Annotated in this window: 24 protein-coding genes, 1 rRNA gene and 1 pseudogene; 9 read left to right on the top strand and 17 right to left on the bottom strand. The window is 38.7% G+C overall.

Annotated elements, in window-relative coordinates; all coding sequences use genetic code 11:
• The 12 genes from HNR53_RS17030 to HNR53_RS16975 all read right to left on the bottom strand — a co-directional run.
• Window positions 1-98: ribosomal RNA gene (locus HNR53_RS17030) — 16S ribosomal RNA — on the bottom strand; the annotation flags it as partial.
• A gap of 506 nt (window positions 99-604) precedes the next feature.
• Window positions 605-1,276: a peptidylprolyl isomerase gene (locus HNR53_RS17025; RefSeq protein ID WP_184528200.1), complete on the bottom strand. Its 672-nt coding sequence runs from the start codon at window positions 1,274-1,276 to the stop codon at window positions 605-607.
• A 171-nt stretch (window positions 1,277-1,447) separates the two neighbouring features.
• Window positions 1,448-2,467 (bottom strand): glycosyltransferase, encoded by a 1,020-nt coding sequence (locus tag HNR53_RS17020; protein WP_184528198.1) that lies wholly within the window; start codon window positions 2,465-2,467, stop codon window positions 1,448-1,450.
• 28 nt (window positions 2,468-2,495) lie between these two features.
• Window positions 2,496-3,725 carry an O-antigen ligase family protein gene (locus HNR53_RS17015; RefSeq protein ID WP_246439645.1) on the bottom strand — a complete coding sequence of 410 codons (1,230 nt, stop codon included), beginning with the start codon at window positions 3,723-3,725 and terminating at the stop codon, window positions 2,496-2,498.
• 93 nt (window positions 3,726-3,818) lie between these two features.
• Complete coding sequence (locus tag HNR53_RS17010; RefSeq protein WP_184528194.1) at window positions 3,819-4,934, bottom strand: glycosyltransferase; 1,116 nt, start codon at window positions 4,932-4,934, stop codon at window positions 3,819-3,821.
• A gap of 51 nt (window positions 4,935-4,985) precedes the next feature.
• Window positions 4,986-5,741: a sugar transferase gene (locus HNR53_RS17005; protein WP_184528192.1), complete on the bottom strand. Its 756-nt coding sequence runs from the start codon at window positions 5,739-5,741 to the stop codon at window positions 4,986-4,988.
• A gap of 93 nt (window positions 5,742-5,834) precedes the next feature.
• Window positions 5,835-6,530, bottom strand: a complete 696-nt coding sequence (locus HNR53_RS17000; protein ID WP_184528189.1) for a CpsD/CapB family tyrosine-protein kinase — start codon at window positions 6,528-6,530, stop codon at window positions 5,835-5,837.
• Window positions 6,523-7,263: a YveK family protein gene (locus tag HNR53_RS16995; protein WP_184528187.1), complete on the bottom strand. Its 741-nt coding sequence runs from the start codon at window positions 7,261-7,263 to the stop codon at window positions 6,523-6,525. The genes HNR53_RS17000 and HNR53_RS16995 overlap by 8 nt, the downstream gene beginning before the upstream one ends.
• Window positions 7,264-7,385: 122 nt before the next feature.
• On the bottom strand, window positions 7,386-8,138 hold the full coding sequence (locus HNR53_RS16990; RefSeq protein ID WP_184528184.1) for a glycosyltransferase family 2 protein: 753 nt from the start codon (window positions 8,136-8,138) through the stop codon (window positions 7,386-7,388).
• Between the two features lie 69 nt (window positions 8,139-8,207).
• The gene (locus HNR53_RS16985) at window positions 8,208-9,743 is read right to left on the bottom strand and encodes a lipopolysaccharide biosynthesis protein (RefSeq protein WP_184528182.1); all 1,536 of its coding nucleotides are present in this window, start codon (window positions 9,741-9,743) and stop codon (window positions 8,208-8,210) included.
• Between the two features lie 42 nt (window positions 9,744-9,785).
• Complete coding sequence (locus HNR53_RS16980; RefSeq protein WP_184528180.1) at window positions 9,786-10,931, bottom strand: glycosyltransferase; 1,146 nt, start codon at window positions 10,929-10,931, stop codon at window positions 9,786-9,788.
• 11 nt (window positions 10,932-10,942) lie between these two features.
• Window positions 10,943-12,187: a DegT/DnrJ/EryC1/StrS family aminotransferase gene (locus HNR53_RS16975; RefSeq protein WP_184528178.1), complete on the bottom strand. Its 1,245-nt coding sequence runs from the start codon at window positions 12,185-12,187 to the stop codon at window positions 10,943-10,945.
• Window positions 12,188-12,718: 531 nt separating this feature from the next.
• On the opposite strand from HNR53_RS16975, the gene HNR53_RS16970 reads away from it, so the two are divergent.
• The 3 genes from HNR53_RS16970 (at window position 12,719) to HNR53_RS16960 (ending at window position 16,645) form a co-directional block, all read left to right on the top strand.
• The gene (locus tag HNR53_RS16970; RefSeq protein ID WP_184528176.1) at window positions 12,719-13,978 is read left to right on the top strand and encodes a PucR family transcriptional regulator; all 1,260 of its coding nucleotides are present in this window, start codon (window positions 12,719-12,721) and stop codon (window positions 13,976-13,978) included.
• A gap of 203 nt (window positions 13,979-14,181) precedes the next feature.
• Window positions 14,182-15,381 carry a M20 family metallopeptidase gene (locus HNR53_RS16965; protein ID WP_184528174.1) on the top strand — a complete coding sequence of 400 codons (1,200 nt, stop codon included), beginning with the start codon at window positions 14,182-14,184 and terminating at the stop codon, window positions 15,379-15,381.
• Between the two features lie 13 nt (window positions 15,382-15,394).
• Complete coding sequence (locus HNR53_RS16960) at window positions 15,395-16,645, top strand: MFS transporter (protein WP_184528172.1); 1,251 nt, start codon at window positions 15,395-15,397, stop codon at window positions 16,643-16,645.
• 117 nt (window positions 16,646-16,762) lie between these two features.
• Here HNR53_RS16960 and HNR53_RS16955 read toward each other — a convergent pair whose 3' ends face one another.
• From HNR53_RS16955 to HNR53_RS16940, 4 genes are all read right to left on the bottom strand, one after another.
• Window positions 16,763-17,989 (bottom strand): Fic family protein, encoded by a 1,227-nt coding sequence (locus HNR53_RS16955; protein ID WP_184528170.1) that lies wholly within the window; start codon window positions 17,987-17,989, stop codon window positions 16,763-16,765.
• Between the two features lie 449 nt (window positions 17,990-18,438).
• A complete protein-coding gene (locus tag HNR53_RS16950; protein ID WP_184528168.1) occupies window positions 18,439-18,636 on the bottom strand; it encodes a hypothetical protein in 198 nt (65 codons plus the stop codon).
• A 431-nt stretch (window positions 18,637-19,067) separates the two neighbouring features.
• Window positions 19,068-19,457 (bottom strand): hypothetical protein, encoded by a 390-nt coding sequence (locus HNR53_RS16945; protein ID WP_184528165.1) that lies wholly within the window; start codon window positions 19,455-19,457, stop codon window positions 19,068-19,070.
• A 202-nt stretch (window positions 19,458-19,659) separates the two neighbouring features.
• Complete coding sequence (locus HNR53_RS16940; RefSeq protein ID WP_184528163.1) at window positions 19,660-19,824, bottom strand: HAD hydrolase family protein; 165 nt, start codon at window positions 19,822-19,824, stop codon at window positions 19,660-19,662.
• Window positions 19,825-20,184: 360 nt separating this feature from the next.
• On the opposite strand from HNR53_RS16940, the gene HNR53_RS16935 reads away from it, so the two are divergent.
• The 5 genes and pseudogenes from HNR53_RS16935 (at window position 20,185) to HNR53_RS16920 (ending at window position 22,017) form a co-directional block, all read left to right on the top strand.
• Window positions 20,185-20,325, top strand: coding sequence for a hypothetical protein (locus tag HNR53_RS16935; protein ID WP_184528221.1), 141 nt, complete (start codon window positions 20,185-20,187; stop codon window positions 20,323-20,325).
• A pseudogene (locus tag HNR53_RS23700) lies at window positions 20,273-20,389 on the top strand (hypothetical protein); the annotation flags it as partial. The gene HNR53_RS16935 and the pseudogene HNR53_RS23700, both read left to right, overlap by 53 nt.
• Before the next feature lie 78 nt (window positions 20,390-20,467).
• The gene (locus HNR53_RS16930) at window positions 20,468-20,917 is read left to right on the top strand and encodes a tyrosine-type recombinase/integrase (RefSeq protein ID WP_246439631.1); all 450 of its coding nucleotides are present in this window, start codon (window positions 20,468-20,470) and stop codon (window positions 20,915-20,917) included.
• Window positions 20,918-21,067: 150 nt separating this feature from the next.
• A complete protein-coding gene (locus HNR53_RS16925) occupies window positions 21,068-21,637 on the top strand; it encodes a TetR family transcriptional regulator (RefSeq protein ID WP_184528159.1) in 570 nt (189 codons plus the stop codon).
• 2 nt (window positions 21,638-21,639) lie between these two features.
• Entirely contained in the window at window positions 21,640-22,017 is a 378-nt protein-coding gene (locus HNR53_RS16920; RefSeq protein WP_184528157.1) for a DMT family transporter, read from the top strand.
• A 25-nt stretch (window positions 22,018-22,042) separates the two neighbouring features.
• On the opposite strand, the gene HNR53_RS16915 is transcribed toward HNR53_RS16920, so the two are convergent.
• The gene (locus HNR53_RS16915) at window positions 22,043-23,242 is read right to left on the bottom strand and encodes an aminotransferase class I/II-fold pyridoxal phosphate-dependent enzyme (RefSeq protein ID WP_184528155.1); all 1,200 of its coding nucleotides are present in this window, start codon (window positions 23,240-23,242) and stop codon (window positions 22,043-22,045) included.
• Between the two features lie 287 nt (window positions 23,243-23,529).
• On the opposite strand from HNR53_RS16915, the gene HNR53_RS16910 reads away from it, so the two are divergent.
• The gene (locus HNR53_RS16910) at window positions 23,530-24,405 is read left to right on the top strand and encodes a class I SAM-dependent methyltransferase (protein WP_184528154.1); all 876 of its coding nucleotides are present in this window, start codon (window positions 23,530-23,532) and stop codon (window positions 24,403-24,405) included.
• Window positions 24,406-24,414 lie beyond the last annotated feature (9 nt).

Genomic DNA, 24,414 nt, shown 5'->3' with positions numbered 1-24,414 from the left:
CTAACTTTTGGGAGCAAGCTCCCAAAAGTCCGCTCGACTTGCATGTATTAGGCACGCCGCCAGCGTTCGTCCTGAGCCAGGATCAAACTCTCCAAAAAAGTGTTTGATTTGCTCATGTTTTGTTACAAAAATAAAACTTACGTTGACGTTTCTGCTTTGTTTAGTTTTCAAAGAACAATGAGCTGATTTATCATCAGCAGCGAATATCATACTATCATTTCTTTTCGCTGAAGTCAACTGTTGCGAAATATTATCTTATCGCTCTCGCAGCAGCAACATTTATTACTATACTCTTTTCATTTTCAGAAGTCAACTTCTTTTTAAAAGTTTTTTCTTCTTAAAATTCGTATTCTTTTCAAATACTAAAGTACTAAATGCCGCTCCTGACTACTCGAAAGGAGCAACGGGATTAATAATATCATCATCCTGGATAGAAAGCAACACTTTTATAGTATTAAATTTAGAAACTATGTTTTCGAACTACTCGTCCCTGAAGTAACGAGGTGCGGTCGCTGCATCTCAAAAAGCCGTGTTTTGTTTTTTCATATTAATTAAGAAAGAAGGAGACACGAAAACTGTCTCCTTCTTTCTTATCTATTCAGTCCTATTGTTGCTTTTCCGGCTCCGGATAGTCAAACCCCTTCGTGTCCACTTCTACCTTCTTCATGGTCTGAGCTTCTAATGGCTTGTCTGCGCTATCCCGCTCAACAGAAACAATGGCATCCACGGTCTCCATCCCCTCGATTACTTTTCCAAAAGCAGCATATTCTCCATCAAGATGCGGAGCCTCCGCCACCATGATGAAAAATTGCGATCCAGCGGAATTCGGATCCTGTGTCCGCGCCATAGAAATGACGCCGCGGTCGTGTTTCATATTATTTTCAAAACCGTTTGTGGTAAATTCACCTGCAATAGTATATCCCGGTCCGCCTGAACCGTCTCCTGCGGGATCCCCGCCTTGGATCATAAAACCAGGAATAACCCGATGGAAAGTGAGACCATCGTAAAAACCACTTTTAATTAATGAAATAAAATTTGCCACCGTATTAGGAGCTGCAGCCGGATCCAATTCAAGGACGATTTTTTCATCGTTTTGCATCGTAATTGTCACGATTGGCTTTTCTTTGACAGATGATGAATAATCCGATTTTTTCCCAGATTCTAATACGGTATTCTCCGTTTGTCCATTTTTTGCCCCGCTTCCACAGCCGGCTAAAATAATGGCTGCCGCGATCATGGCAGTGATTACATATAATACTTTATGCCGAAAGAACATTTCCTCATCAACCCTCTCTATGTATTTGTGACATTAAAGATCGAGACTATTATAGCCTTACATTCCTTTTTATTACAATAGCACACAGAGCGGTTGCAGCAAGCTGCCGAAAAGTATAAATGTATCATTAGACGAAACGGGAATGTACGCTGTCACCTTTTGCAGCCCGAACTATCTGTTTGTAAGGTCACGTTGGGAATTTTTAGGGAAGCGTGAGAACCGTCCCCGTGTTTTGAAAATAAACGAACACAATAGGCGGTTGAAATGAAAAAGTTCTATGAATAGAATTCTTGATTTTGATGTTTGCCTTTTTTCATGGCTCTTCTTGGATAATGGATAATATAGCTGAAAGACCTTAACTAATCTGTCTTTCAGCTCATCTTTCGCTTCGAATTCCAGATTTGACAATTCACAATAATATTGGGCAGCATAGGAACAAATATGGAGGGCTGAAAAGTTCCTTAAATTTGGGAATCTCTTTTCGTAGAATTCAAACATAAACTTACCAGCTGCCACATTATCCAGCTTCTTCACGGAAAAAGGTGTGCGGCATAAGCTATCCGGTGTCATGACATAATTATAAAGCGGTTCTTCTATCGTCGTTATTTTTTCCGCTGACGCATAAAGCTGTGTCAGAATACAGGCATCTTCACCGACATAAAGGCCGGGAAATTCAATCCCTGCAAATAGTTTGGATTTCATCATCTTATTACATAAGTAATTGGTTACGTTTCTTTGCGCTGCATAATATGCAGCACAATGATACGATCCATTTATATGAGTCTCCCTCATCGCAAATATTTCAATAGTTTCTCCAGTGGTTTTTACCTTGCGATAACCGCATTGAATAATATCAATGTCGTCTGCTACTGCTCTTTCTATTAAAGTTTGGTACATATTTTGCTCAATGAAATCATCCGCATCAACAAAAGCAATATATTCTCCAGATGCGTAATGGACGCCATCTCTTCTTGCCGCTCCCGGTCCCGCATTTTCCTTATGAAGGACCTTTACTCGATCATCCGCCATTGCATATTCATCACATATATGGGGTGAGTTGTCTTCTGAACCATCATCAATAAGAATAATTTCTAAATTTCTATAAGTTTGCCTTACTATACTTTCGAGACATTTTTTTAAATAGCTTTCTGCATTGTAAACGGGCACAATAATACTAATTAAATGGTCCATACCACACCTCATTAAAGCTTGGATAATCTTATTTCTTCTGCTCTATGAAACTCTCGCCATGTTCTATCTTATTATAGATACGGCTAATCCCGACCGCTATAATTAACCATTGCAGAAGTCCGATAGATAGTTGATTTTGAATGAAGGAAACTTCAAATAATTGATGTATTAACGTAGCAATTAGATAGGCTGCTGATAATCGCACGATTCTGTCCTCCTGGCCGTACCAGAAGATTTTCCAAATGCTAAATAACAATAATATAAATACAGACAAACCGATATAACCGCCTTGAAGTGAAATCTGCAGGTATAAGTTGTGGGCCGATATCGTCTTATTTGAAATATCGCTGACTAAAGTACCTGTACCGTATCCAAAAAATGGCTGCTGGCTGATGAGGGAAATTAAATGGGACCATACCACTTCCCGGCCGGAAAAAATATTTTTACCTGTATACTCCCATACCAATCGTTCCAAATCCCGATAGTGGTCCCATTCAGAGAGGTTCGGATAAATAAATGTCACCGCAAGAATGATCATGATAATAAAAAAGAAAAAACTATAGAAAATGGTTTTGCTCCGGGTAATGGAATGCCACAATAGATAGGTCAGAACGATACTTAATAAAGATAACAGAATGGTCCGAGCACTAGTAGCCACGCACAATAATACGCCTGAAACCAGGATCAAATAAAGCATGATGTTCTGTTTCTTATACAAAATCATACAAATCGGAAAAAACAGCAGGTACAAAAGATAGGGCGCTAAAATATTCGCATTAGAAAAAATACTGGAAAAGGGTATTGGAAAACCAGAGGCCGCCCAAATAAAAACAGTACATAAAATATAAATCATACTTAAGTTGCTGATCCCCTTCAGCTTATAAAAATCCCACTTAAAGGATGACATATACAGGGTAAAGTTCATGACTGAAACAAATTGATATAGAGTGATAAAACTTCTAGCATTTGCATGATTGTACAACCCGATGAACCCGATTAGCGTAAAGCACAGTCCGAAGAATATCATATTTGCATATACGATCGGGAGCATTCGTTCCTTTAAAAAGAAAAAGAGCACCAAGAGATTGGAAATGGTTAATAAACAAAGAAGAAAGAATGTTCCGATGGCATCGATCGCCGCTAGGTTCACATTACTTATTGAACTCATGAGAACAAGCGAAATAAAAACAGGTACTGTTAGCATACTTAAAGTCACTTTTTGTTTATCGCCGGGAGCATAATATTCGATTTTTTGCATAGACACTATCAAAACAGCCCTTCAATCATTAAATATATTTAAGTATTCTGAAAATTAACCTTAAAACAGAACCATTAGATTGGTAGATACTCTTTAATTTGCATATTTATTGCTCATTTTCCGATCTGTCCACATCGTATGATATAATTCTTCCATTAACGTAACATTTTGCTTCCAAGCATAACATTCCAAAACTCTTTTCCTGCCATTTCTGCCAAATCTCTTTCTTAACTTCTCATCTAGCATTAATTCGTACATTTTTTCGCCAATGGCTGCCGCATTTTTTTTCGGGACAAGATAACCTGTCTCTCCATGAATCATGACTTCTTTAAAACCACTTACATCAGTGGCTATTACCGGCACTTCACAAGCCATAGCCTCAACCGCCGCTACCCCAAAGCTTTCACTTTCATTGACACTTCCTACACAAAAAACATCCATGCGATTGATCGCCTGAGGAACTTCATTATTTGGAATATACCCCTTAAAGAAAACCTTATCGGCAAGATTTAACTCTTTGCAGAGGTTTATCAGCTCTTCCTCCAAATCTCCCTTTCCATAGATCTCAAGAACCGGACAATCACGAAAGCCTTCCTCTTCTATCCTATCTAGTAAAATCTTAAACCCCCGAATGATATACTCTATTCCATACTTTTCTGACAGGGTTTTTACAGTCCCAAAGACAAATGGTTCTTTTTGTATATCCACCGGCTTAAACAGATTTGTATCCACACCAAAAGGCGTGATCGTAATATTCATATTTCTCTCCATGACCTTTTCAACCTGCTTGGCCATTGAATAACTGGTAGAGGCTATTTTATTTGCATAACAGATATTTTTCTGCAATATTCTCATTTTCCATTTTCCTTCGTAAGGGAAATCATATACATCACTGCCCCATACGGATAAAATCAACGGTTTTAATTTTGCCATTCTCGACAAAGTGCCATAACCGCTTGCATAGTGGCAATTAATCACATCTGGATTTATTTTTTTACACAGGCGGGCGAGCTGAACGGCATTCAGATAGTACCCTAATAATCCGGAATACTTTAGTTGATGAAGCTGAACTTCCTTATTTATCTGATCCATCGCAGGTACATGGTCAGCATTATAAGCTAAATGAACGTCATGCCCTCTTCCCGCCAGTGCATTGACCCAGCGGACCGTATGAATATTACTGGCTGCGGATAAGAATAATATTCTCATAAGTATCCTCGTTTCCTTCAGATTAATAGACACCCATTTCGTCATGCCCCATCACATATTTTCCTCATGAGTTTTTTCTTTGACAATCCAATCGATTGTTGAAATCTGTGCTTTTCTTTTTCGAAAAAAAACAGCCAAACCAGTATGGGCAAGGATCTTTATCTCACCGAAAAAGCTAAATTTCTTTAGACTAAGGAGATTCAACTTCATTTTCCGAGGAAGAATGGTCTCCATATACGTTTGGTCCACATCGGCTGCTTTCGCTAACAAAACCTCTTCATCTTTATACAAAATACTGGCCTCAGACGTGACCCCCGCCGGCAGCAAAAGCGTCGCCATCATCTCCTCACTGTAACACGCAACATATTTCTCCACCTCCGGTCTCGTTCCCACTAAGGTCATGTCGCCGCGGAGAATATTCAGAAGCTGCGGAAGCTCATCCATGCGGTACTTTCTCAGAAAGGCACCAGCCTTCGTAACTCGGGTATCGTTCTTGGTGGTGACTTGACTTCCCATTTTTTCTGCATCCTTGACCATAGTACGGAATTTGAAAATTTTGAACTTCTTGCCATACTGGGTGACTCTGACTTGGCGAAAAAATACCGGTCCTTTCGAATCCCATTTAATCCAGATAGAGATGGCGAGCACTGCAGGTGAAAGAATGGATAGCAGACCAATCGAGACCGCCACATCAAAAAGTCTTTTGCCGAGAAGACTCCATCTTCTTTTCCGCAAAGCAGCATAATAAGGTCTTACTTGCTCATTGCGCATGTCCGGTGGCAGTTCATGCCATTTTTTTAAGACCATCTAACCTTTCCTTTCTCTATTTGGAATGAATCTATCCATCAGTCTCTGTCATCCCGCTTCAGAATTCTTGTTAAGTTTTAAACTGGATAAGCCCTAATGATTTCCTCCGTAGTATGAATCATAATGCTTATGTTTTTCTTTCTTTTTATTCAGCACAACCCCGAGTAATTTCCCTTTTGCCGCTTCAAGCAAGGCCATTGCTTTAAGGGCGTGCTCTTTTTCGGTCTTTCCTGAACGAAGAACAAGAACGGTCCCATCACATTTATTCGCTAATATTTGTGCATCTGTTACCGCGAGTAACGGCGGTGCGTCCAAAATAACCATCTCAAAATGCTGACGGGCTTCTGTCAAAAACTCCTTCATCCCCTTAGAGGCAAGCATTTCTGATGGGTTTGGCGGAACGGGACCACAGGTCAGAACAGAAAGACCATCCACTTTTGTTTCCTGTATGGCTTCTGCCATGGTTCGTTGTTTTAAGATGATGTTGCTTAAACCATAGCTATTATCGACTTGAAAGGTGTGATGAATCGTTGGCTTTCGTAAATCTGAATCAACCAGAAGCACTTTTTTCCCTGCTTGGGCAAAAACAACCGCAAGATTGGCTGCCGTTGTCGATTTCCCTTCTCCCGCTTCGGAAGAAGTAATCACCATGGAACGGATTTCCTGATCAAGGGATGAAAAATCAATATTCGTCCGAATCGTGCGATATTGTTCTGAAATAGGCGATTGTGGTTTATGCTCGGCAATCAGATAACGCAGCAAAGAAGTCTTTCCTTTTTTCTTAAACATTTAGCTGTCTCCTTTCTATCTGCCGGGATTGAACCAACTTACTATCGGGTCCTTCATCCTCCATATCCCCAACAGTGCCTAAAATGACGGCGCCTAAGATCCCTTCGACATCCTGCTCTGTTTTAATGGTGTGATCAAAGTAATGTAATAGCAGGATGCTCCCTACACTAAGAACTAATCCAGCGACTAGTCCTCCAGCTATATTAAGAATGTGATTCGGTTTCACCGGGAAAGGATTTCGCTGCTCCTCTGCCGTCGATAAAATCGTAACATTTTTAATTCCTATCAATTGGGGAACTTCTCTTTGGAAAACATGGGCGATTTCATTCGCTATTTTCTCTGCTTGGGAAACTTCCTCATGTTCCACATTGACTGTCACAACGTGGGATTCCCCTTCTTGCGTGATCGTGATCGTTTTGTTCAATTCCTTAAAAGTCGTATGCAAATCTAGTTCGTCAATGACTTGATTTAAGATATAGGGACTTTTCATGATGACACTATAGGTCTCTACGTAATCTCCATCTTTATTAAACTCCACGTCTTTTTGTGACGGTTGGGAATCGGCTGCTGCCCGGCTAACCAGGATTTGCGTAGATGCCTGATAAATGGGGGTGATAAAATAGAAACTAACCACTGCGCTAAGTCCCATCGCAAACATGACGATAGATACAATGAATAACCACTTTTTCCGCAACCTATCAAATAGTGCTCGAAAATCAATTGAATAATCCATAACACCCTCCAAAAGTAACATTCAATACACGATGACCAAAACGCTGCTGCTGAACATTTAATTAGTTTGTTTTATAAGCACCTTACATTCCATATAACGAACAACCTAAGCGAAAAAAATTCCTATTTTATTTTACAAACTTTTAAAAAACCCCAATAACAAATATGAAAGGCCGAACGGAATAGTGAAAGTTTTTCGATGCTTCGATATAAATACCAATGGTATTTGATTAAATCCAACTTATTACGCGATATCGAATTCCTTCTGACTCTGTATTTCATTAAGACATCCGGCATTCCATAAATATATTTTTCTTTTTTTAAAATCTGTAACCATAGTGCATCATCATTTCGCTTTCTGATATTCGGCACAACAAATTTCCCTAACTTTGTGACATCATACATAACGGTCGAATTCCCTACAGGACAGCTTAATAAGACTCCATTATAATTTGTTTTATGTTTGGACTTCATCGTTTTATGGAGCGGAGAACCGGACTCATCTATCTGCTCATACGAGGTACATGTAAAAGAATAGCCGTTCTCCTTCATAAAGAATAACTGTCGTTCTAGTTTTTCCTCTGTCCAGAGATCATCACTATCCAAAAAAGCGATATATGTCCCGGCTGCCAGCTCGATTGCCCTCGTTCTAGACACAGCAGCTCCTGCATTTTTTTCTAGTAAATAATATTTAATCCGCTGGTCTTGTTTGCTATATTCTGCTGCTACTTCCCTTGTCTGATCAGTAGAACAATCATCCACGATAATCATTTCCCAATTTTGATAGCTTTGTTTCATGACAGACTCTATCGTTTCCGCCATAAATTCACCACAATTATAGGCAGGAGTTATGATAGAAATTAAATCACTTGCCATTATCCCACCTCATCCTCATTAATCGTTTTCGCTCAGCCCTCTTGGATGTACTGAAACTTGAACCCTTGTTTAAGACGATTGTCTATGAAGGATATTGCGAAAAATGCCATGAGCTAAACCTGCAAAATACTTGAACTCTTTTGTTCGATAAAAAGCAATAGTAAATATGATATTTGGAACAACGAAACAAATGATCATCTTCACAGCAAAGGTTTGGACAGTGCTCTCTGTTAATAACCGGCTCAGCGAGAATACAAGAGCACCACTTAGTAATACGACAACTGTATAATGAAAATATTTCCGGAAATAATCAAAAACAGAATAATTGAAACCATACTTAAACACCATTAAAGGTTCTACCCAAAAACATGTCGTCATTGTGCTAATCAAAGTTCCCAGGAGAACCCCTGCCATTCCAAAATGAATGACCAAATAAATAGAAGACATTAAATTAATGAAGGCCTCAAAAAGAGGTTTATGTCTGCTATACCAATACAGTCCCATAGCATCTGTAAACGTTAAAGACGGTTGGCGCATTCCCGTAATAAAAAAGTTTAATACCATGAGAAAAACAATACTATTTGAAAAAGTGAAATCAGCACCTAACCATAACGTGATAAATGGATTTAACAAAATAAATAAACAAATAGACATGAACCCATAAACCCAGGCTGTAAAAAAGTAAATATAATGAAAGATCCTTTCCTTATTTTCATCATCTGATGACGCATGAAGATTTCCTATACTAGCCGTTAACGATTGATAGATTAATTTTGTAAATGTTGTCAACGAAGAGAGAATAAGCAAGTAATTTGCATAAATCCCAACCGTTACAATGCCTAAAAAGCGGGCAATAAGCAAATGATCCGTACTTAAGACAATAATGCCGCCAATTCTATGAGCGATATTGCCTTTCACATTTTTTATCATTTCATCCTTCGTATCCTGATCCAATTTCCCCTTTTCCTCCCCCTTTAGAAAGGGATACATTCGATCAGCCTTTATTGATAACGAAAGATTTAAACCTAATGTACTGACAAGAGTTAAAATAAGAAATAAAAAATAACTTTGCGTGAGAAGCAGTGCGAATATTTGGAAAATTTTAAGGGCAATATCAAATATATTCCGGTATTTTGTGACAATATATTGCTTCTGATCAGCCATGATGAGTGATTGTTTATAAATCAAGAAATAAGATAATGCCGCATTCAAAACAAAGATGATATAAATGATGTATATTCCAGGTATATTCGGCATTTCTTTGATGAAAAAAGATAGAAATGGAGCAATGGACAAGCCAAGGATTAAAACGATGAACCCAATAATGGTATACGCCTTTTTATATAAGGACATTAATGCAGCAACCTTAGAATGATCATTCTCCGCTAGTGGTCTATATAGACTAAAAATGATCGCTGTGCCGATTCCTAGCTCTGCTAGGGACAACATGGAAAGAATATTGGAAAATAAACCGTTTAACCCTAAATATTCTTTACCAAGCATGGCAATGAAAACGGTCCGCGAAGCGAAATTAACCGCCAAAGCTAATAGTTGAAAGGTAATGGCAAAAGAAATATTTCTTAGTGACGCTTTCGTTCGTGACATAATAACACCCTTTAATTAATCAGCAAGCATAACCCAGACTCCCTATAAATTTATTAACTCATCAATGGCATGAAAAGCTGCTTGATTGGTCATAGGAAATTGTTTTAATCGATCAATATATTTTGTCCTATCTGCGCTTCTTTTCACTAATTTCAAAATGGCATCAGCAAAAAGCCTTTCATCTAACGGACAAACCTCACCTAAATAACCATCTTCTAACATCGCCGTTATAGCAGGAATTTTTGTGGCAACAATCACTTTTTGTAAGACCATCGCCTCAGCAATCGTTATCGGATGGGCTTCTACACGGGTTGTTTGAATATAGATATCTGCCAAACTCACGTATGGAAAAGGGTTCGTTTTTTCTCCTAATAAAATACAGGTATCCTCTAATTGCCTTTCTTTTACCATCATCTTAATTTTTTCCATATCCTCTCCAGTGCCAATAAAGTACCAGATAAATGGACAACCCGCTCTCTTTAATTCAGCAGCGGTTTTTATCGCGACATCAATGCCTTTTTCATAAGAAAACCTGCTGACCGTCACAAACATAAACTTATCTTTTTCTTTATCTATGTCAAAAATCTTTTCTTTCGCTTTTTCTCTAATGCGATCAATATTGATAATATTATTGATGACGGAAATCTTATTATCCATATATGGAAATTTCTCAGCTACAGCTTCTTTACAAGAAGTTGAGACCGCAATGATTCCATCCAATCTAGGATAATATTGTGTATCAATTTTATAATCCTTTCCCTTCTTTTCATAAGAGCCATGATGATACCACATATATCTTTTATCAGCCGATACTTTGTCGATTAAATAATAGGGGGAATAACCATTCTGGCAGTATGAAATCGCAACATCATAGTGTTTAGGAATTCTTTTTAGAATGAACCATGGCTTTTTAAAGTAGTGGAGAATTTTTAAGACGGTATACCACAAAATACGTTTACCCTTTTTGAGCATTCCAGGAGTCCTTAAAATGGTTTTCAGCGATCCCGGCGACAGCCCGTGGATGATATGAACCGAACTTGGAATCAGCTGATAAAGCGGACCGCTGTCTTTCCAAAGAACGAGATCCACGTGATAATTTTTGCCGGAAAGATAATGTAAAAAGTTGATTAAACTAGATTCTATTCCTCCAATATTCGTACCAATATTTAAGATTAATATTTTTTTCATGGTTTATCCCTTCACCCATGACTCTCGTCTAATATCGCCTTTAAACTCCGGCAAACATATTTCACATCTTCGTCGTCCATTGAGGTATAGAGCGGCAAGGTGAGCTCATTTCGATACACATCATAGGCATTTGGAAAATCCTTTATATCGAAGCCCAAGTTCTTATAAGCCGAATGCATCGGCAAAGGTTTAAAATGGACATTCGTTGCAATCCCCTTTTCTGCCATCCTTTCCATCACGTAATTCCGAAAGGTCTCATCTTTTCCTCTTAATCTGACAAGATATAAATGGCCGCTTGAAAAATGATCTGCATCATAGTGTGTTAAAATATCTAACGGTTCATCCGCTAACTCTCGATCATATAACTCGATAATCTCCCTCCTTCTTGCAAGTAATGACTCATAGCGCTTTAATTGGGCAAGTCCAATGGAGGCCATGATATCCGTCATATTACTTTTGTAAGCGGGATAGAGGATGTCATATTCCCAGCTGCCAAGCCTCGTTTTCGCCAATGCATCCTTTGACTGCCCATGAAGAGAGAATAACATGTATTGCTGATAAATCTCCTCATTGCTGACATCTGGAATATCCCGCCAAGTGACCGCCCCTCCTTCACCTGTTGTTAAATTCTTTACGGCGTGAAAGGAAAAACAGGTAAAATCCGCCACTCCCCCGCTCTTGTATCCTTTATAGACCGCCCCAAATGAATGAGCTGCATCTGCGAGAACAACCACTCGGCCAAAGGCTTTTTGTAAATCGTTAGAGGGATGAAATAAGCCTTTCTTTCGCTTGACCATTGCAAAAATTTTATCGTAGTCGCACATAACGCCGCCGATATCGACCGCGATAATCACCTTTGTCTTACTCGTGATGGCATTTTCCAGCTGTTCATAGTTCATCAGAAATGAATCCTTTGCTGTATCGACTAAGACGATTTTCGCTCCCACATGATGAATGACACTCGCGGTAGAGGTATAGGTGTAAGCAGAGGTAATGACTTCATCCCCTTCTCCAACACCTAAGATTCTCAATGTTAATTCCATTGCAGCAGTTGCTGAATTTAAACAAACAGCCTTCGAAGTATTAGTCCATCGGGCAATTTGTCTCTCGAATTCCTTTGTTTTGGGCCCGGTCGTAATCCATCCTGATTTTAATGTATCGATGACCTCATTAATTTCATGATCTGTAATGTCTGGAGGGGAAAACGGTATTAATTTCCATATATCCGATAATTCTGAATTATTTGAATTCAACATAGATGCTTCTCCTTTCCCATGAGCGATGTTGATTTACAAAACAGAAGAGTAGTTTTGTTCATACTCTTAAGCATTCGATCATCTTTTTTCAGAGGGACTTTACGAATCTACTATTTTTCCCCTCTCTGTAGAACAACTCCTAATATAGAAAGGATTGGCTGACCTTATACAACCACTTTGATTGCACTGAGTAAACGCTTATTTCGTTCTATATACAGAACATATTGACTAAAAAAAAATGATAGAATAAGTCTATTACTAGCACATAGGTTCTAAATCACTATGACAATAGTTCTTTTTATATCAGATGGATTATACCATGCCGCTCCTTTCAGTGGAAGTCTTTTGTATTAAAATACAGATAAAAAGTACTATCCATTATTTCCCTTAAATACATAATTTTCCCTATAATTCCCATTCAAATGAAGGGACGAGCGTGACAGTACCCGATAAAATCAGGACGAAGAATGTCCCTCTTCCCGTCGATAGACCCAAGATGAAGGACCTGTCTCCCAGCAGTGAGGAATGACATTGTTATGCCTTAATTCTTTTGCTATTCTGAAATATATGTGCATAAATGCAAGGAAGAGATCAATCCAAGCAGCGTTGTTTCCCGAAATAAAAATCATGGAAATCCTTGAAAACCTGGCAATCGAACTTGAATTATCCGTATCCATCATTGATTTTCTCGAGGATAAAAATTTTCATTACCCGAAGCAGGAACAAACGGTGGAGCTTGAAAAGACACTTCGCTCCCTATTGGATCCGCCGTTCGATCATCAAGCAGAAATGATTGATGACAAAATCAATATCTATCGGATTCGCTCTTTAGAGGAGCAGGAGCAGAACAGCTGGGTGATGATTCCCATTAAAGTCAATCATATTTTGGCCGGAAAAATAGTCGTTTGGGAAAAAGGAAAGGAACTCGGATACTTTGACCTGTTGGCGTTACGGGTCACTCTGGCTATTCTCGTGTACACCTTTGGGCAAATTTACTATATGAATTCAAAAGAAGCGCATTTTCATGATGATTTCATTCGCGAAATCCTGTTAGAGGAAAGCGATAAAGAAAAACTGTTAAAAAATGCCAAGAATTTATCTTGGGATGTTCGTAACAAATATGTCTGCATCAGCTTCAAACAAATAAATAATCAAATACAATTAGAGGACCATCGGGATTTAATCGGCGCCATAACCGGACGATTTTTTCCAAAAAAGGAAACACCGTTAGGTTTATTGGATGGAGTCATAATCATCTTTCAGCCTGCCGATGAGACGACCAGCCAATTGAATAACGAGGAATTAGCAAAGAAATGCAGCAAATTGATCGCTGCACTAGAAAAGGAAATCCCAAATGCAATTATCATGGGAGGGATCGGCCGTTCCATTGATGCCTTTTATCGAATAAAAAAGAGCTACAATGAAAGCATGAAAACGCTAGAAATCGGTCACCTCCTTTATCCTGATAGAAAGCTGCATTTCTACAAGGATTTAGGACCATTTGGGCTTTTCAATTTGGAGGCATTTAAGGAAGAAGTGGGGCATGTCTTTGAAAGTATTTCCCCCGTTTTGCAGCAAGAGGACAAGGATGAATTAATCAACACGCTGAAAATTTATCTGGAAAGTAAATGCAATTATAATTTGGCAGCGAAAAGACTGTATATTCATCACAATACGGTTAGATATCGAATCGCTAAAATTCAGCAGCTTTGCCAGCTTGATTTAGAGGATTCCATCGAAAGATTAAAATTAGAAATTATATTAAAGCTTGAAAAGCACTTGGATGAATAAATCCGAGTGCTTTTTTTGTAAGCGTTGCCAATCCCTATCACCCCCCTATTCACTCCCTATACATTCAGCTAAAGTCAACATGAACCTTTAGAAAAATGCGCGAAAATAAGCGACAATTTTGTGAACACTCACAAAAGAAATTCGTTAAAAATACTGTATCATTATTTTTGTAAGAAAATAATTTTTTCTTGGGGGGTTCCTTAATGGAAAACAATTCAATTGCGACACATATCAGCAAAGAGGAAACGGTGGATCTTTTAAGACGAATGATTCAAGTGAAAACGGTCAATGAACCCGGGGATGAAAAGCCTCTAGCAGAACTATTAGCAAAAGAAATGGCTTCCTTCGGTATGGAGGTAGAAGTTACTGATTTAGGGAACAATCGAGCCAATGTAACAGGTATTTTAAAAGGCACTGGCGAAAAAAAGGCACTGCTTTTTAATGGACATTTGGACACCGTGCCCCCAGGAGATGTGGAGTGGAAATATGACCCCTATTCCGGACATGTCGAGGATGGAAAGATTTACGGCAGGGGTTCCGCAGATATGAAAGGCGGCATCGCCGGCATGATTATGGCGGCTAAAGCGATTAAACTAGCAGGAGTGGAGTTAAAAGGAGATCTGATCATTTCCGGAGTAGCAGGTGAGGAAATCGACAGTATTGGTGCTTTTGACTTTTTAAACAAAGGCGGGCTTAAAGACGTTGAAGCGATTGTTATCGGAGAACCGAGCAATAGTGAAATTAACGTAGCGGAAAAAGGTGCCCTTTGGGTAGAAATCACCACATATGGCCATACAGCCCATGGAGCTTTTCCACACAAAGGAAAAAATGCCATTGTTTATATGAACGCTTTAATGAATCAATTACTTCAATACCAGTACACATATGAAGAAAATGAGCTTGTCGGCTCTCCGACGATGAATCTTTCTACGATAAATGGCGGGGTAAAGACCAATGTGGTTCCGGATAAATGTACGATCACGATCGATATGAGAACAGTTCCAGGAATGGTTCACGATGATATCATTAACGATTTTAAAAAAATAATCGAAGTGTTGCAAGGTGAAATCGAAGGTTTCGCAGCAGAGATTAAAATTACGAACAATCGACCAGCGGTAGAAACGGATGCCAGCCATCCATTTATCAAAACAGCTCAAGAAGTGGTAAAAGAGGAGTTTGGTAGAACAGTAGAAGCAAAAGGGGTTAATTTTTATACAGACGCGGCAGTATTTTTACCAGCGACAAACCTGCCCGCCATCTTTTACGGCCCGGGAAGTTCCGATATGGCCCATCAGCCAAACGAACACATCAGTATTGATAGCTTAATGGAGGCCACTCAGTTTTATGCAGCACTTGCTGAGAAATTCTTGTCTGTAAAACCTGTTCATGCCAATTTAGCATAAGGGGGATGTCGATATGAAAAAAAGAAATATCATTTTAACCTTGCTTTTTGTCACGTGGACGCTGAGCTATATGGATAGAATGGTTATGACCGTGGCCATTCCTTATATTTCGAAAGACTTCGATTTGACCCCGGTGTCGATGGGGATTGTTATGAGTGCCTTTTTTGCCGGATATGCCTTGTTCCAGGTTCCCGGCGGCATGTTAGCAGATAAGTTTGGCTCAAGAAAAACAATGGTTTCGGCCGTTACCTGGTGGTCACTTTTTACAGTAGCGACTGCCATGGCGACAAGCTTTACGAATATGCTGATCATCCGCGTTCTTTTTGGAATTGGCGAGGCTAGTTTCCCAGGCGGATCTTGGAAAACACTTTCGAACTGGTTCCCTAAAAAAGAACGGGCCACTGCAAACGGCATCATGATGTCCTCTAATGCGTTAGGACCTGCGATTGCTCCATTATTTGTCGTTGGTGTTATGGCCGCTTTCGGCTGGCGGAGTGTTTTTCTATTCTTGGTGATTCCAGGAATCATTGTTGCTGCGCTTCTGTGGTGGCTTGTACGGGATAATCCAAAAGACAGCAAACTGGTTTCAGCAGAGGAACTAAAGGTTATTCAGGGGGATGAAGGAACAAAAGACTCCGGAAAGAAAATGAGCTTTAAGGATGTCGTGAAACAATCGATGGTTTGGAAGCTTGTCTTGATTTGGTTTACATTTGACATTACGTTCTGGGGATTTTCTTCATGGGTTCCAACTTATTTAATCAATGCCCGCGGCTTTGACTTAGTAAGCATGGGCATCAATGCATCCTTGCCGTTCTTTGCCGGTACCGTTGGTTTAATTTTAGGCGGATATCTGTCAGATAAGTTCTTTGTCGGCAGACGCCGCACCTTAATTATCGGATCTGATATTCTAGCTGCTATATTCCTATACTTTACCTTCACTACAGGTTCAATGGTACCTGCAATGGCATTATTAACACTTTCAGGATTCTTCATTTGTATGTCATTTGGAGCCATTTGGGCACTGCCAATGAATGTCCTTAAACCGGAGGTAATGGGAAGTTCATCGGCATTAATTAACTTTGGCGGTCAAGTTGCCGGGTTTATCTCTCCGATTGTCATTGGTTTTCTCATTGAAGCGGCAGGAGGAAGCTTTAACACAGCGTTTTACTTCCTAATTGCAGCTGTTCTCGTATCCGCTGTCATTACGACTTCAGTTCGTGAACATGAAAATACCAAAACAGCTAAATTAAAAATAGCAAAATAAAGGGACATAGGGGGACGGGTTCAAACCGTTCCCCTCTCCTCGGGACAAGGGACCTGTCCCCCCGTCCCACCTCTAATCTTTCCTCGTTACGTCTGAGTGATGCTTGGCATAAATGCGCTAAAATAATACTTGTTCGATATAATCCTCTTCTAATATATAAGTGACAGGTCGATTTTTTGTTTTCTTTACTATTCCCTTTGCTTCAAGTTCCGAGAGAAATTTATCTACTTTATGCCGCGAAAGCTGTAAGCCATCTTGTATTTCTCCATTTGTCAGTGGATGTTCCGAACCAACAAAGATATTAATCGCAAGTAATGAACCCAGTAATCCTCTGACATCATCGTTTGCCCAATCTAACTTTTGTAAATGATGATCGATCTTTTGCAACTTTGCCAAACTTAAACCTAAATCATCAATTAAGGATTCTTGACCGCTCTTTAGAATCTCAAGCATCGCTTGACAATAGAATGTTGCCTCTCCTTTGTTATGCGGGTCTGAGAGTTCTTCCAGAGCCTTATAGTACTTTTGCTTATCTTGATTAATCGTATATGATAAAGAAATTGCCGTAAATTCGTCGAGCTTCTTCGCAACATAACTACAAACAAATAAGCGGCCCGTTCTTCCGTTGCCATCATAAAATGGGTGTATATATTCATAGTAGTAATGTGCAAGCATATATTTGTATAAATCCGGCATATTGGATGTATTTAAAAAGAACAACAGATTATTTAAATAATCCTTAATCGTTGATTCTGGATAAATCCCAACATGTGTCGTTTTACTGCCATCTGTTATGGTTGCGATATCTTTACGGAATATTTCCCCGTCTGGCTGTTTGTTCGCTGCTACTTCATCTGCCACTACAGCATCATATAGTTTTCTAAAGTCCTCCACTCTTACGAATGGTTCAATTTTGTTAATATACTTATACGTCTTCACTAAACCGATAAATCGTTTATTTTTACTAGACTTATTTTCATTTACAAGCGAAACAATTTCAGAAAGCTCTTTTTTTGTACTGCGTACACCTTCAATTTCATTCGTACTTTGCAATTCATTAATTAATAATTTATCCAGGTAAGGCTTAACTGCAATAGCTGGCATTTCATTTACCATTTCTTGAATTTTAAAACTATTGATAAGAATTTGCTCCTGTAATTTCATTAAATGATCATTATTGACAATAAAAAGTTCAACAGCATCGCCAACATGTTTACCCTTTAATACAGGCTTAATAAACAAATTGCTTCTATATGTTCCATAACTATAAAAACGTTTCTCATATTCTTTTTGATACTGTGATTCATCTTTATAATAAATTTTACTTAATTTTTCATATTCCACAAATATTCCTCCCCTCATATGAATTATTATTGTAATAATATCATGGTATTTTAAATAAAGGGAAATAATATTGGATCCAATTATAAAAAAATATCAATTTTATATTTAAAATTCAATTAATAACTAATTTTATTCCCGATGTATTCATTTTATCTAAAATACAGCGACTTCATACCTTTACCTATCGTAAATATACCTAGTTTATTAAATTACCTTAACATTATTAGATCGTTTAAAATCAATGCATTCCTTTTACTATTCAAAAGGTGAAATCCCCTTTACTAAGAAACGATTAGGCGGATTAGGGAAATAGGGAGCAGAGGATAGGATAGGATAGGATAGGATAGGATTCGTTCAAACAGGCAAAGGGAAGGTCATGTGAAGTAAGATTCCAATTTTGAGGAAAAAAATGATATGGTTACGCTGCTGCGGATGACAAAGAAACTACATTAAGCAGGCAAAACTCTAATGATCGCCCCTAAGCGTGTATAACGCAGCGGAATTCCTTCCATAGTGTAGGCAAAACGAATAAGTTCCTTCGCCTGTTTTACCGTCTCTACATCCGTATAGCCCCGTGTTTGTGCTTCCATTGCCTTCTGTTTCAATTTGTATTGAAGCGTTCCTGGAGCATATTGGTTTGTTGACATCTTATTCCCTCCCTTCAAACTACTGTAATTCCACTTCTTTTTGCTATTAGCATATTGTACGAGGATCTGAAAATTGCTAAAAAGTTCATTAGAAAATGATGTTCACTCTCAAAATCAATTTCGCCCCGTCGAATTTGCGACCGATTTTTTTCACGCTTCAAAACGCCACATCCTTATGTCCAGCCTGACTAGGACGTTCTGTCCGTCGTCGAGCTCGCTCGGAAAATTTATCCGCCGAAGGCTTAACTTCATTCAGCCAGGGTTTGAACCCCCACTGAATTAGAAAACTTATTTGCATTCATCCCCCACTTACAGAAGTGGAGGACTTCTGCTCCTTCGATTACTCGTCGCATGAAAAAATTTGCTGAATGAAGTTAAAAGGGCACCAGGCATCATCCGGAAATTAGATGGCACCTGGCACCCTTCACTAATCAAGAACGTTCGTTTGACAAATTCCGCGGTGTAACAGTAACTTTTGGAGCGACTTTCAAGAACTTTGGCAGCTTTGGCATTTTCATTTCGACGAATAACCCAGTGGCGGTTCTGACTGTCTTCGTGGATAAGATGTATACAACCAGGAACGTTGCCGGTGCCAGAACCCAATAGAGTTGGTATTCACTGATTAACGGTTCGAGCGGCGAGTCGCGGAAGAGTTTGACCACGAATCCATGCAGCAAATAAACGTATAGCGTATATTTTCCAAGCATAGTAAACCAATAGTTTTTTTTCGGAATCAAAGCAAAAAAGCTGTACAGCATGAGAATCCCAACCAGATAGACTAATAATCTTTGCAGGAACGCCAGAGTCAAATCACTCTTCATCGCCGCATAAGGTGCTGAACCGAACAGCTATTGATAGTCGAAGGCTGGGGATAAATAAAAGAACATGAACGTACCGGCCATGATAAGTAAAGCTGGAACTACGTTTTTACGGGCAGAAAACAGGCTGAAATGTTCTTTTTTCAAATAAAAGCCCAATAAAAAGTACGGGAAAAAGAAAAATGTGTGCGATAGGCTTAAATATTCACCGACACCTGTTTGCCCCTAAAAAGGGCCGGCCGGTACATAACACCACTTTAATGCCTCTATCCCTGGCCTCCTGAATAGCATCCTTTGTAAACGGGGTAATCTCATGCTTCGAATTAACCAGCGTCCCATCAATATCAATCGCAATTAACTTAATCGTCATAAACCTCTCCTATTCATTGGCCAATTTTTGGAGCGTCAATAGTGACGGTCCGAATCTTCAGTGTGTGGATGAGTGTTGGATTTTAGGGAAACAGGAGAAGAACGAAATCGCTAACGCGATGGCCAAAAAACTTCCCCCCAAACAGGTATAAAAAACAAGAAAAGTGTGCACTTTGATGGTATTGTCCAACCGCTAAATCAAACAATACCAAGAAAGGCACACTTTTCTTATGTTATTTTTATTATTGACCACTTTTCAAACACTTATACTTCACATTCAAATACCTCGCGCCCCACCTTTCTCCTGATTATTGTTTTTTATCCTTACCAAATAACAATAACCAGGAGGATGCATTCCATTATGAAACAATATGAAGAAACAATTGAACTATTTTTTGAATTGAAAGGTTCTCCAGAATCTACAAAAGAATCCTATTACCGTCGAATACGTGCCTTTTCATCTTATATGGAGGGGCTTAATCGACCTAGGGGATACCAATAATGAAGATATCCAACAATATATCCTTTATCTCAAAAGAGATAAAGGGCTTTCTGCTGGAACCATTAATAACTATATTTCTGCGATTAAATTTTTTTATACGTATGCCTTACAAAAAGAATGGGACTCCGGGAAAATTCCTCGAATGAAAAGAACGCTAAATTTCCCGATCATCCCTCCAAAGGAATCTGTACTTAGCCTTATCCATCAAACGGATAATCTCAAGCATAAGACCATTCTTATGTTAATTTACGGCAGCGGTCTTCGCGTCAGCGAAGTTGCCAAACTGAAAATTAGTGATATCTGCAGTAAAACAATGAGAGTTCGAGTCCATCACGCAAAACATAATACCAACAGGTATACCATTTTACCTCAAGAGGCTCTCGTTATCATGCGTCAGTATTTTAAAAAGGAATTCGCTCTTACTGGATATCAGCTATCTGATTGGCTTTTCCCTGGGAACGATTTTATCCGATCCTGTATTTGCAGTGGATGCAAAGCTGTTTTTAAACGAGCATTTTTCACATATGACACTCCTTCAAAGGCATATATTCTTTGTGTTCACAAAAAAAGTGATTATGCTAAAAATGTATGACTTTCTCAAACTTATTAGAATATCTCCTGTTTAAGCAGGGACCTGTCCCTTTGTCCCAAAAAAAACGTTGAAATTATTCCAAATTATCAGTATAATTTCTTTTGGAACCAGATTGGTTTTTCTGGTACCAAAAAAAAGGTGGTGATGATCGTGCGGGAAAGAATTCTCCATGAAGCAATTCTGCTTATTCAGCAAAAAGGATTTACATTTACGCTTCTTGAGTTATCCCAAAGACTTGGAACGAGCAAGAGAACGATTTATGAGCATTTTACGTCAAAGGACCAAATGATTGGGGTCATTATTGAAAAGGTGATTTCCGAGATTAAAGAAAAAGAAAAAGCCATCTCCGAGAGCAGCGACATCGAATTGCTGGAAAAAATCAAACAAATTCTTGTGTTTTCTCCAAAGAATATTGAAATTATGGATATACGCCTTTTATCGGATCTTAAGAAACACCATTACCAGCAATGGGTAGAACTGGACTATTTTATAAAAAAGGAATGGACTGTTGTTCTTCATCTAATGGAACAGGGAATAAGTCAGGGAATCATTCGTCCGATAAATGTTCAAGCATTTATTGAACTATACCTTGGTGCTCTCAACCAAATATACGATCCTTCTGCTTTTTCATCCAACCAGCAGACCATTGGGGAAAGGCTGCAGAATGTGGTAGATATTCTTTTAAATGGGATCTCCCATCACAAGGAAAAGGAGAAATAAATATGTCCTGGATTTATTTATGTCTGGCCATCTTATTTGAAGTGGCTGGCACGACGACCATGAAGTTATCTGAAGGTTTTACCAAAGTTATACCAGGTGTCCTTCTACTAGTCTTTTATTGCTGCAGTCTTATTTTTTTAACCTTAACATTAAAAACTATTGATATTTCAGTTGCCTATGCCGTTTGGTCCGGAATGGGAATTTTAATTATTACCTGTATCGGCATTTTTTTATTCGGCGAAAGCATCAGTTTGCTTAAAGTTCTTTCCATTATTCTTATTATTGTAGGTGTCACTACCTTAAATTACACAGTAGAACATGAAAAAGCAGCTAATCAACAAGCCGTAGAAGAAACAGTTGAATTAGATAGAGAGTCATAAGACCACCCTCTATCTATCAGGTAAACTATACTTGCACTTTGCCGGCGAGAAAACCATTTTCTCTAGTAACGTCTTCTAAGATATTTAATACATGATTTAGCTGCTGTTCAGTATGTGTGGCCATAACAGATGTACGAAGTAATTCATTCCCTTCCGGTACAGCAGGTGCGATTATTGGATTTGTGTAAACACCTTTGTTCATTAGTTCCTGCCAAAATTGGAAAGTCCTCATAGTATCATCGATATAAATTGGAATAATAGGTGTTTCTGAATGGCCGATATTAAAACCTAAATCGGTTAAATGGTTGCTAAATCTCTCTGCATTTGCCTGTAAAAGCCGGCGCCGTCCTGGCTCGGTTTCCATGACTTCTAACGACATTAAAACAGCTGCAGTACTTGCAGGAGTCATACTAGCACTAAAAATCATGCTGCGCCCATTGTGCTTTATATAATCAATAACATCTTTATCACCGGCTGCAAACCCTCCTAAACTGCCAAAGGATTTACTGAAGGTGCCTGTGATAATATCAATCTCATTTTCAATACCAAAATGCTCACATGTACCACGTCCATTTTCACCAAGAATACCAATTCCATGAGCATCATCGACTAGAAGACGGGCCTTATACTTTTTCTTTAACTGCACGATTTCTTTCAGCTTAGCTAAATTACCTTCCATGCTGTACACACCATCGACAATAATCAATTTCCCAATGTTTTCAGGGAATGATTGCAGAATTTTTTCAAGGTCTTCCGTATCATTATGCTTAAACCGTTTCAGTTTACCGAATCCCAGTCGAGTGCCGTCTACAATGGAGGCATGTGCATTGCGGTCGATAATGGCAACATCATTGCGTCCAAGAAGTGCGGATATTGTACCTAAATTGGTTTGATAACCTGTTGAAAATACAATCGCTTTTTCCCTTTTGAGAAAGCGGGCTAATCGCTCTTCCAGCTCTTCATGTAAGGATAGAGTGCCATTTAGCAGCCTCGATCCAGATACTGAAGTACCATACTTGACTGTAGCAGCAAGTGCTGCTTCAACTACACGGGAATCTGTTGATAGACCCAAATAATCATTTGAACCTAACATCATTACATCTTTTGAACGAACAGTTGCTTCTGTGCCGTGCCTTTCTTGTATTGGTTCGAAGTAAGGATAGCGATTATTTGCTTTCAAAAATTTAACAAATTCATAATCGAAACATTTTTTGAACACATCCATGTTATCAGCTCCCTTTTATACACTTTCTTAATAGTTTTAATCTTGAAATAAGTAAACATAATTAAAAAGCTTATCCAATAGAAATAGTGAAATCTTATGATTACCTCCGGAAATGAAGCAAAGTCTATGAAACAATGGACACAATCCAACGATACTTGTCCATAAAGTATCGTATATTATGTCGACAATAACTGTCAATATTTTACTATTTTTCAATTTTATGTAAAGTTATTATGTGTTTTATATTTATTTATCATAAAAAATGTAAATTTTGGAGGTCCTTTGAAATGATTAACAAATTAAATTTAGCTCTTCGTACAGGATGGTTTATGTTAACAAATAAGCAGGCTGATAACGCAAAGGATTATGACAAGGCAAGTAATGACTACGATTCTTTCTTTACCAAAACGATGGGAAAGCATTCTATGAATCTCATAAATCATTTGGAGATTATTCCCGGACAACAGGTGTTGGAATTAGCCTGCGGTACTGGATTTTTTACTGTTGAAATGGCACGCCGGCTTAACGGAAAAGGTGAGATGACCATTGTTGACCAGTCAAAAGGAATGCTCGATGTTGCCCGCAGTAAATTAACAGAATTTAGTCACTTGCAAATAAGGACGGTGCAAAGTGATATGATGGCCTATTTAAAAGATATCCCTGATGAGAGTTTTGATATTGTCCTTTGCGGCTGGGCTATTTGCTATACAAAGCCAATTGCTTTCTTAAAAGAAGTACGTCGAATATTAAAGACAAACGGCCAAATAGGTATTATTGAAACGCGAAGTGATTCAGAAGAAATATTGATGAAAGCTTTTGAACAGGTTATTAGCCAGGAGCCATCTTATTTACAACGTTATATTAGAATCGAATTACCGAAGGATAAAGAAACGCTGAAACGATGGTTTGAAAAGGCCAGTTTAGATGTCATGGAAACCTGGGATGGCGAACAGCAGTTACCTTGTCATAATGCGGACGAAGCAATGGAATGGGTTTTACGTTCCGGTGCAGCAGCGGGATTTATCGATGTGATTGATCGAAACCGAGAAACAGAAATTTTAACGCAAATAAAGAAATGGGTAGAAAATTACGCAGCAAATGAAAAGGAATTTAAGATGTCACATACTTTTGCTGCAGGGGTTGCCAGAAAAACGACTATGTAATTTGATGTT

This window comes from Bacillus benzoevorans, from assembly GCF_014207535.1.
Taxonomy (GTDB): Bacteria; Bacillota; Bacilli; order Bacillales; family Cytobacillaceae; genus Bacillus_BD; species Bacillus_BD benzoevorans.
This window is presented reverse-complemented; position numbering and strand designations above follow the sequence as displayed.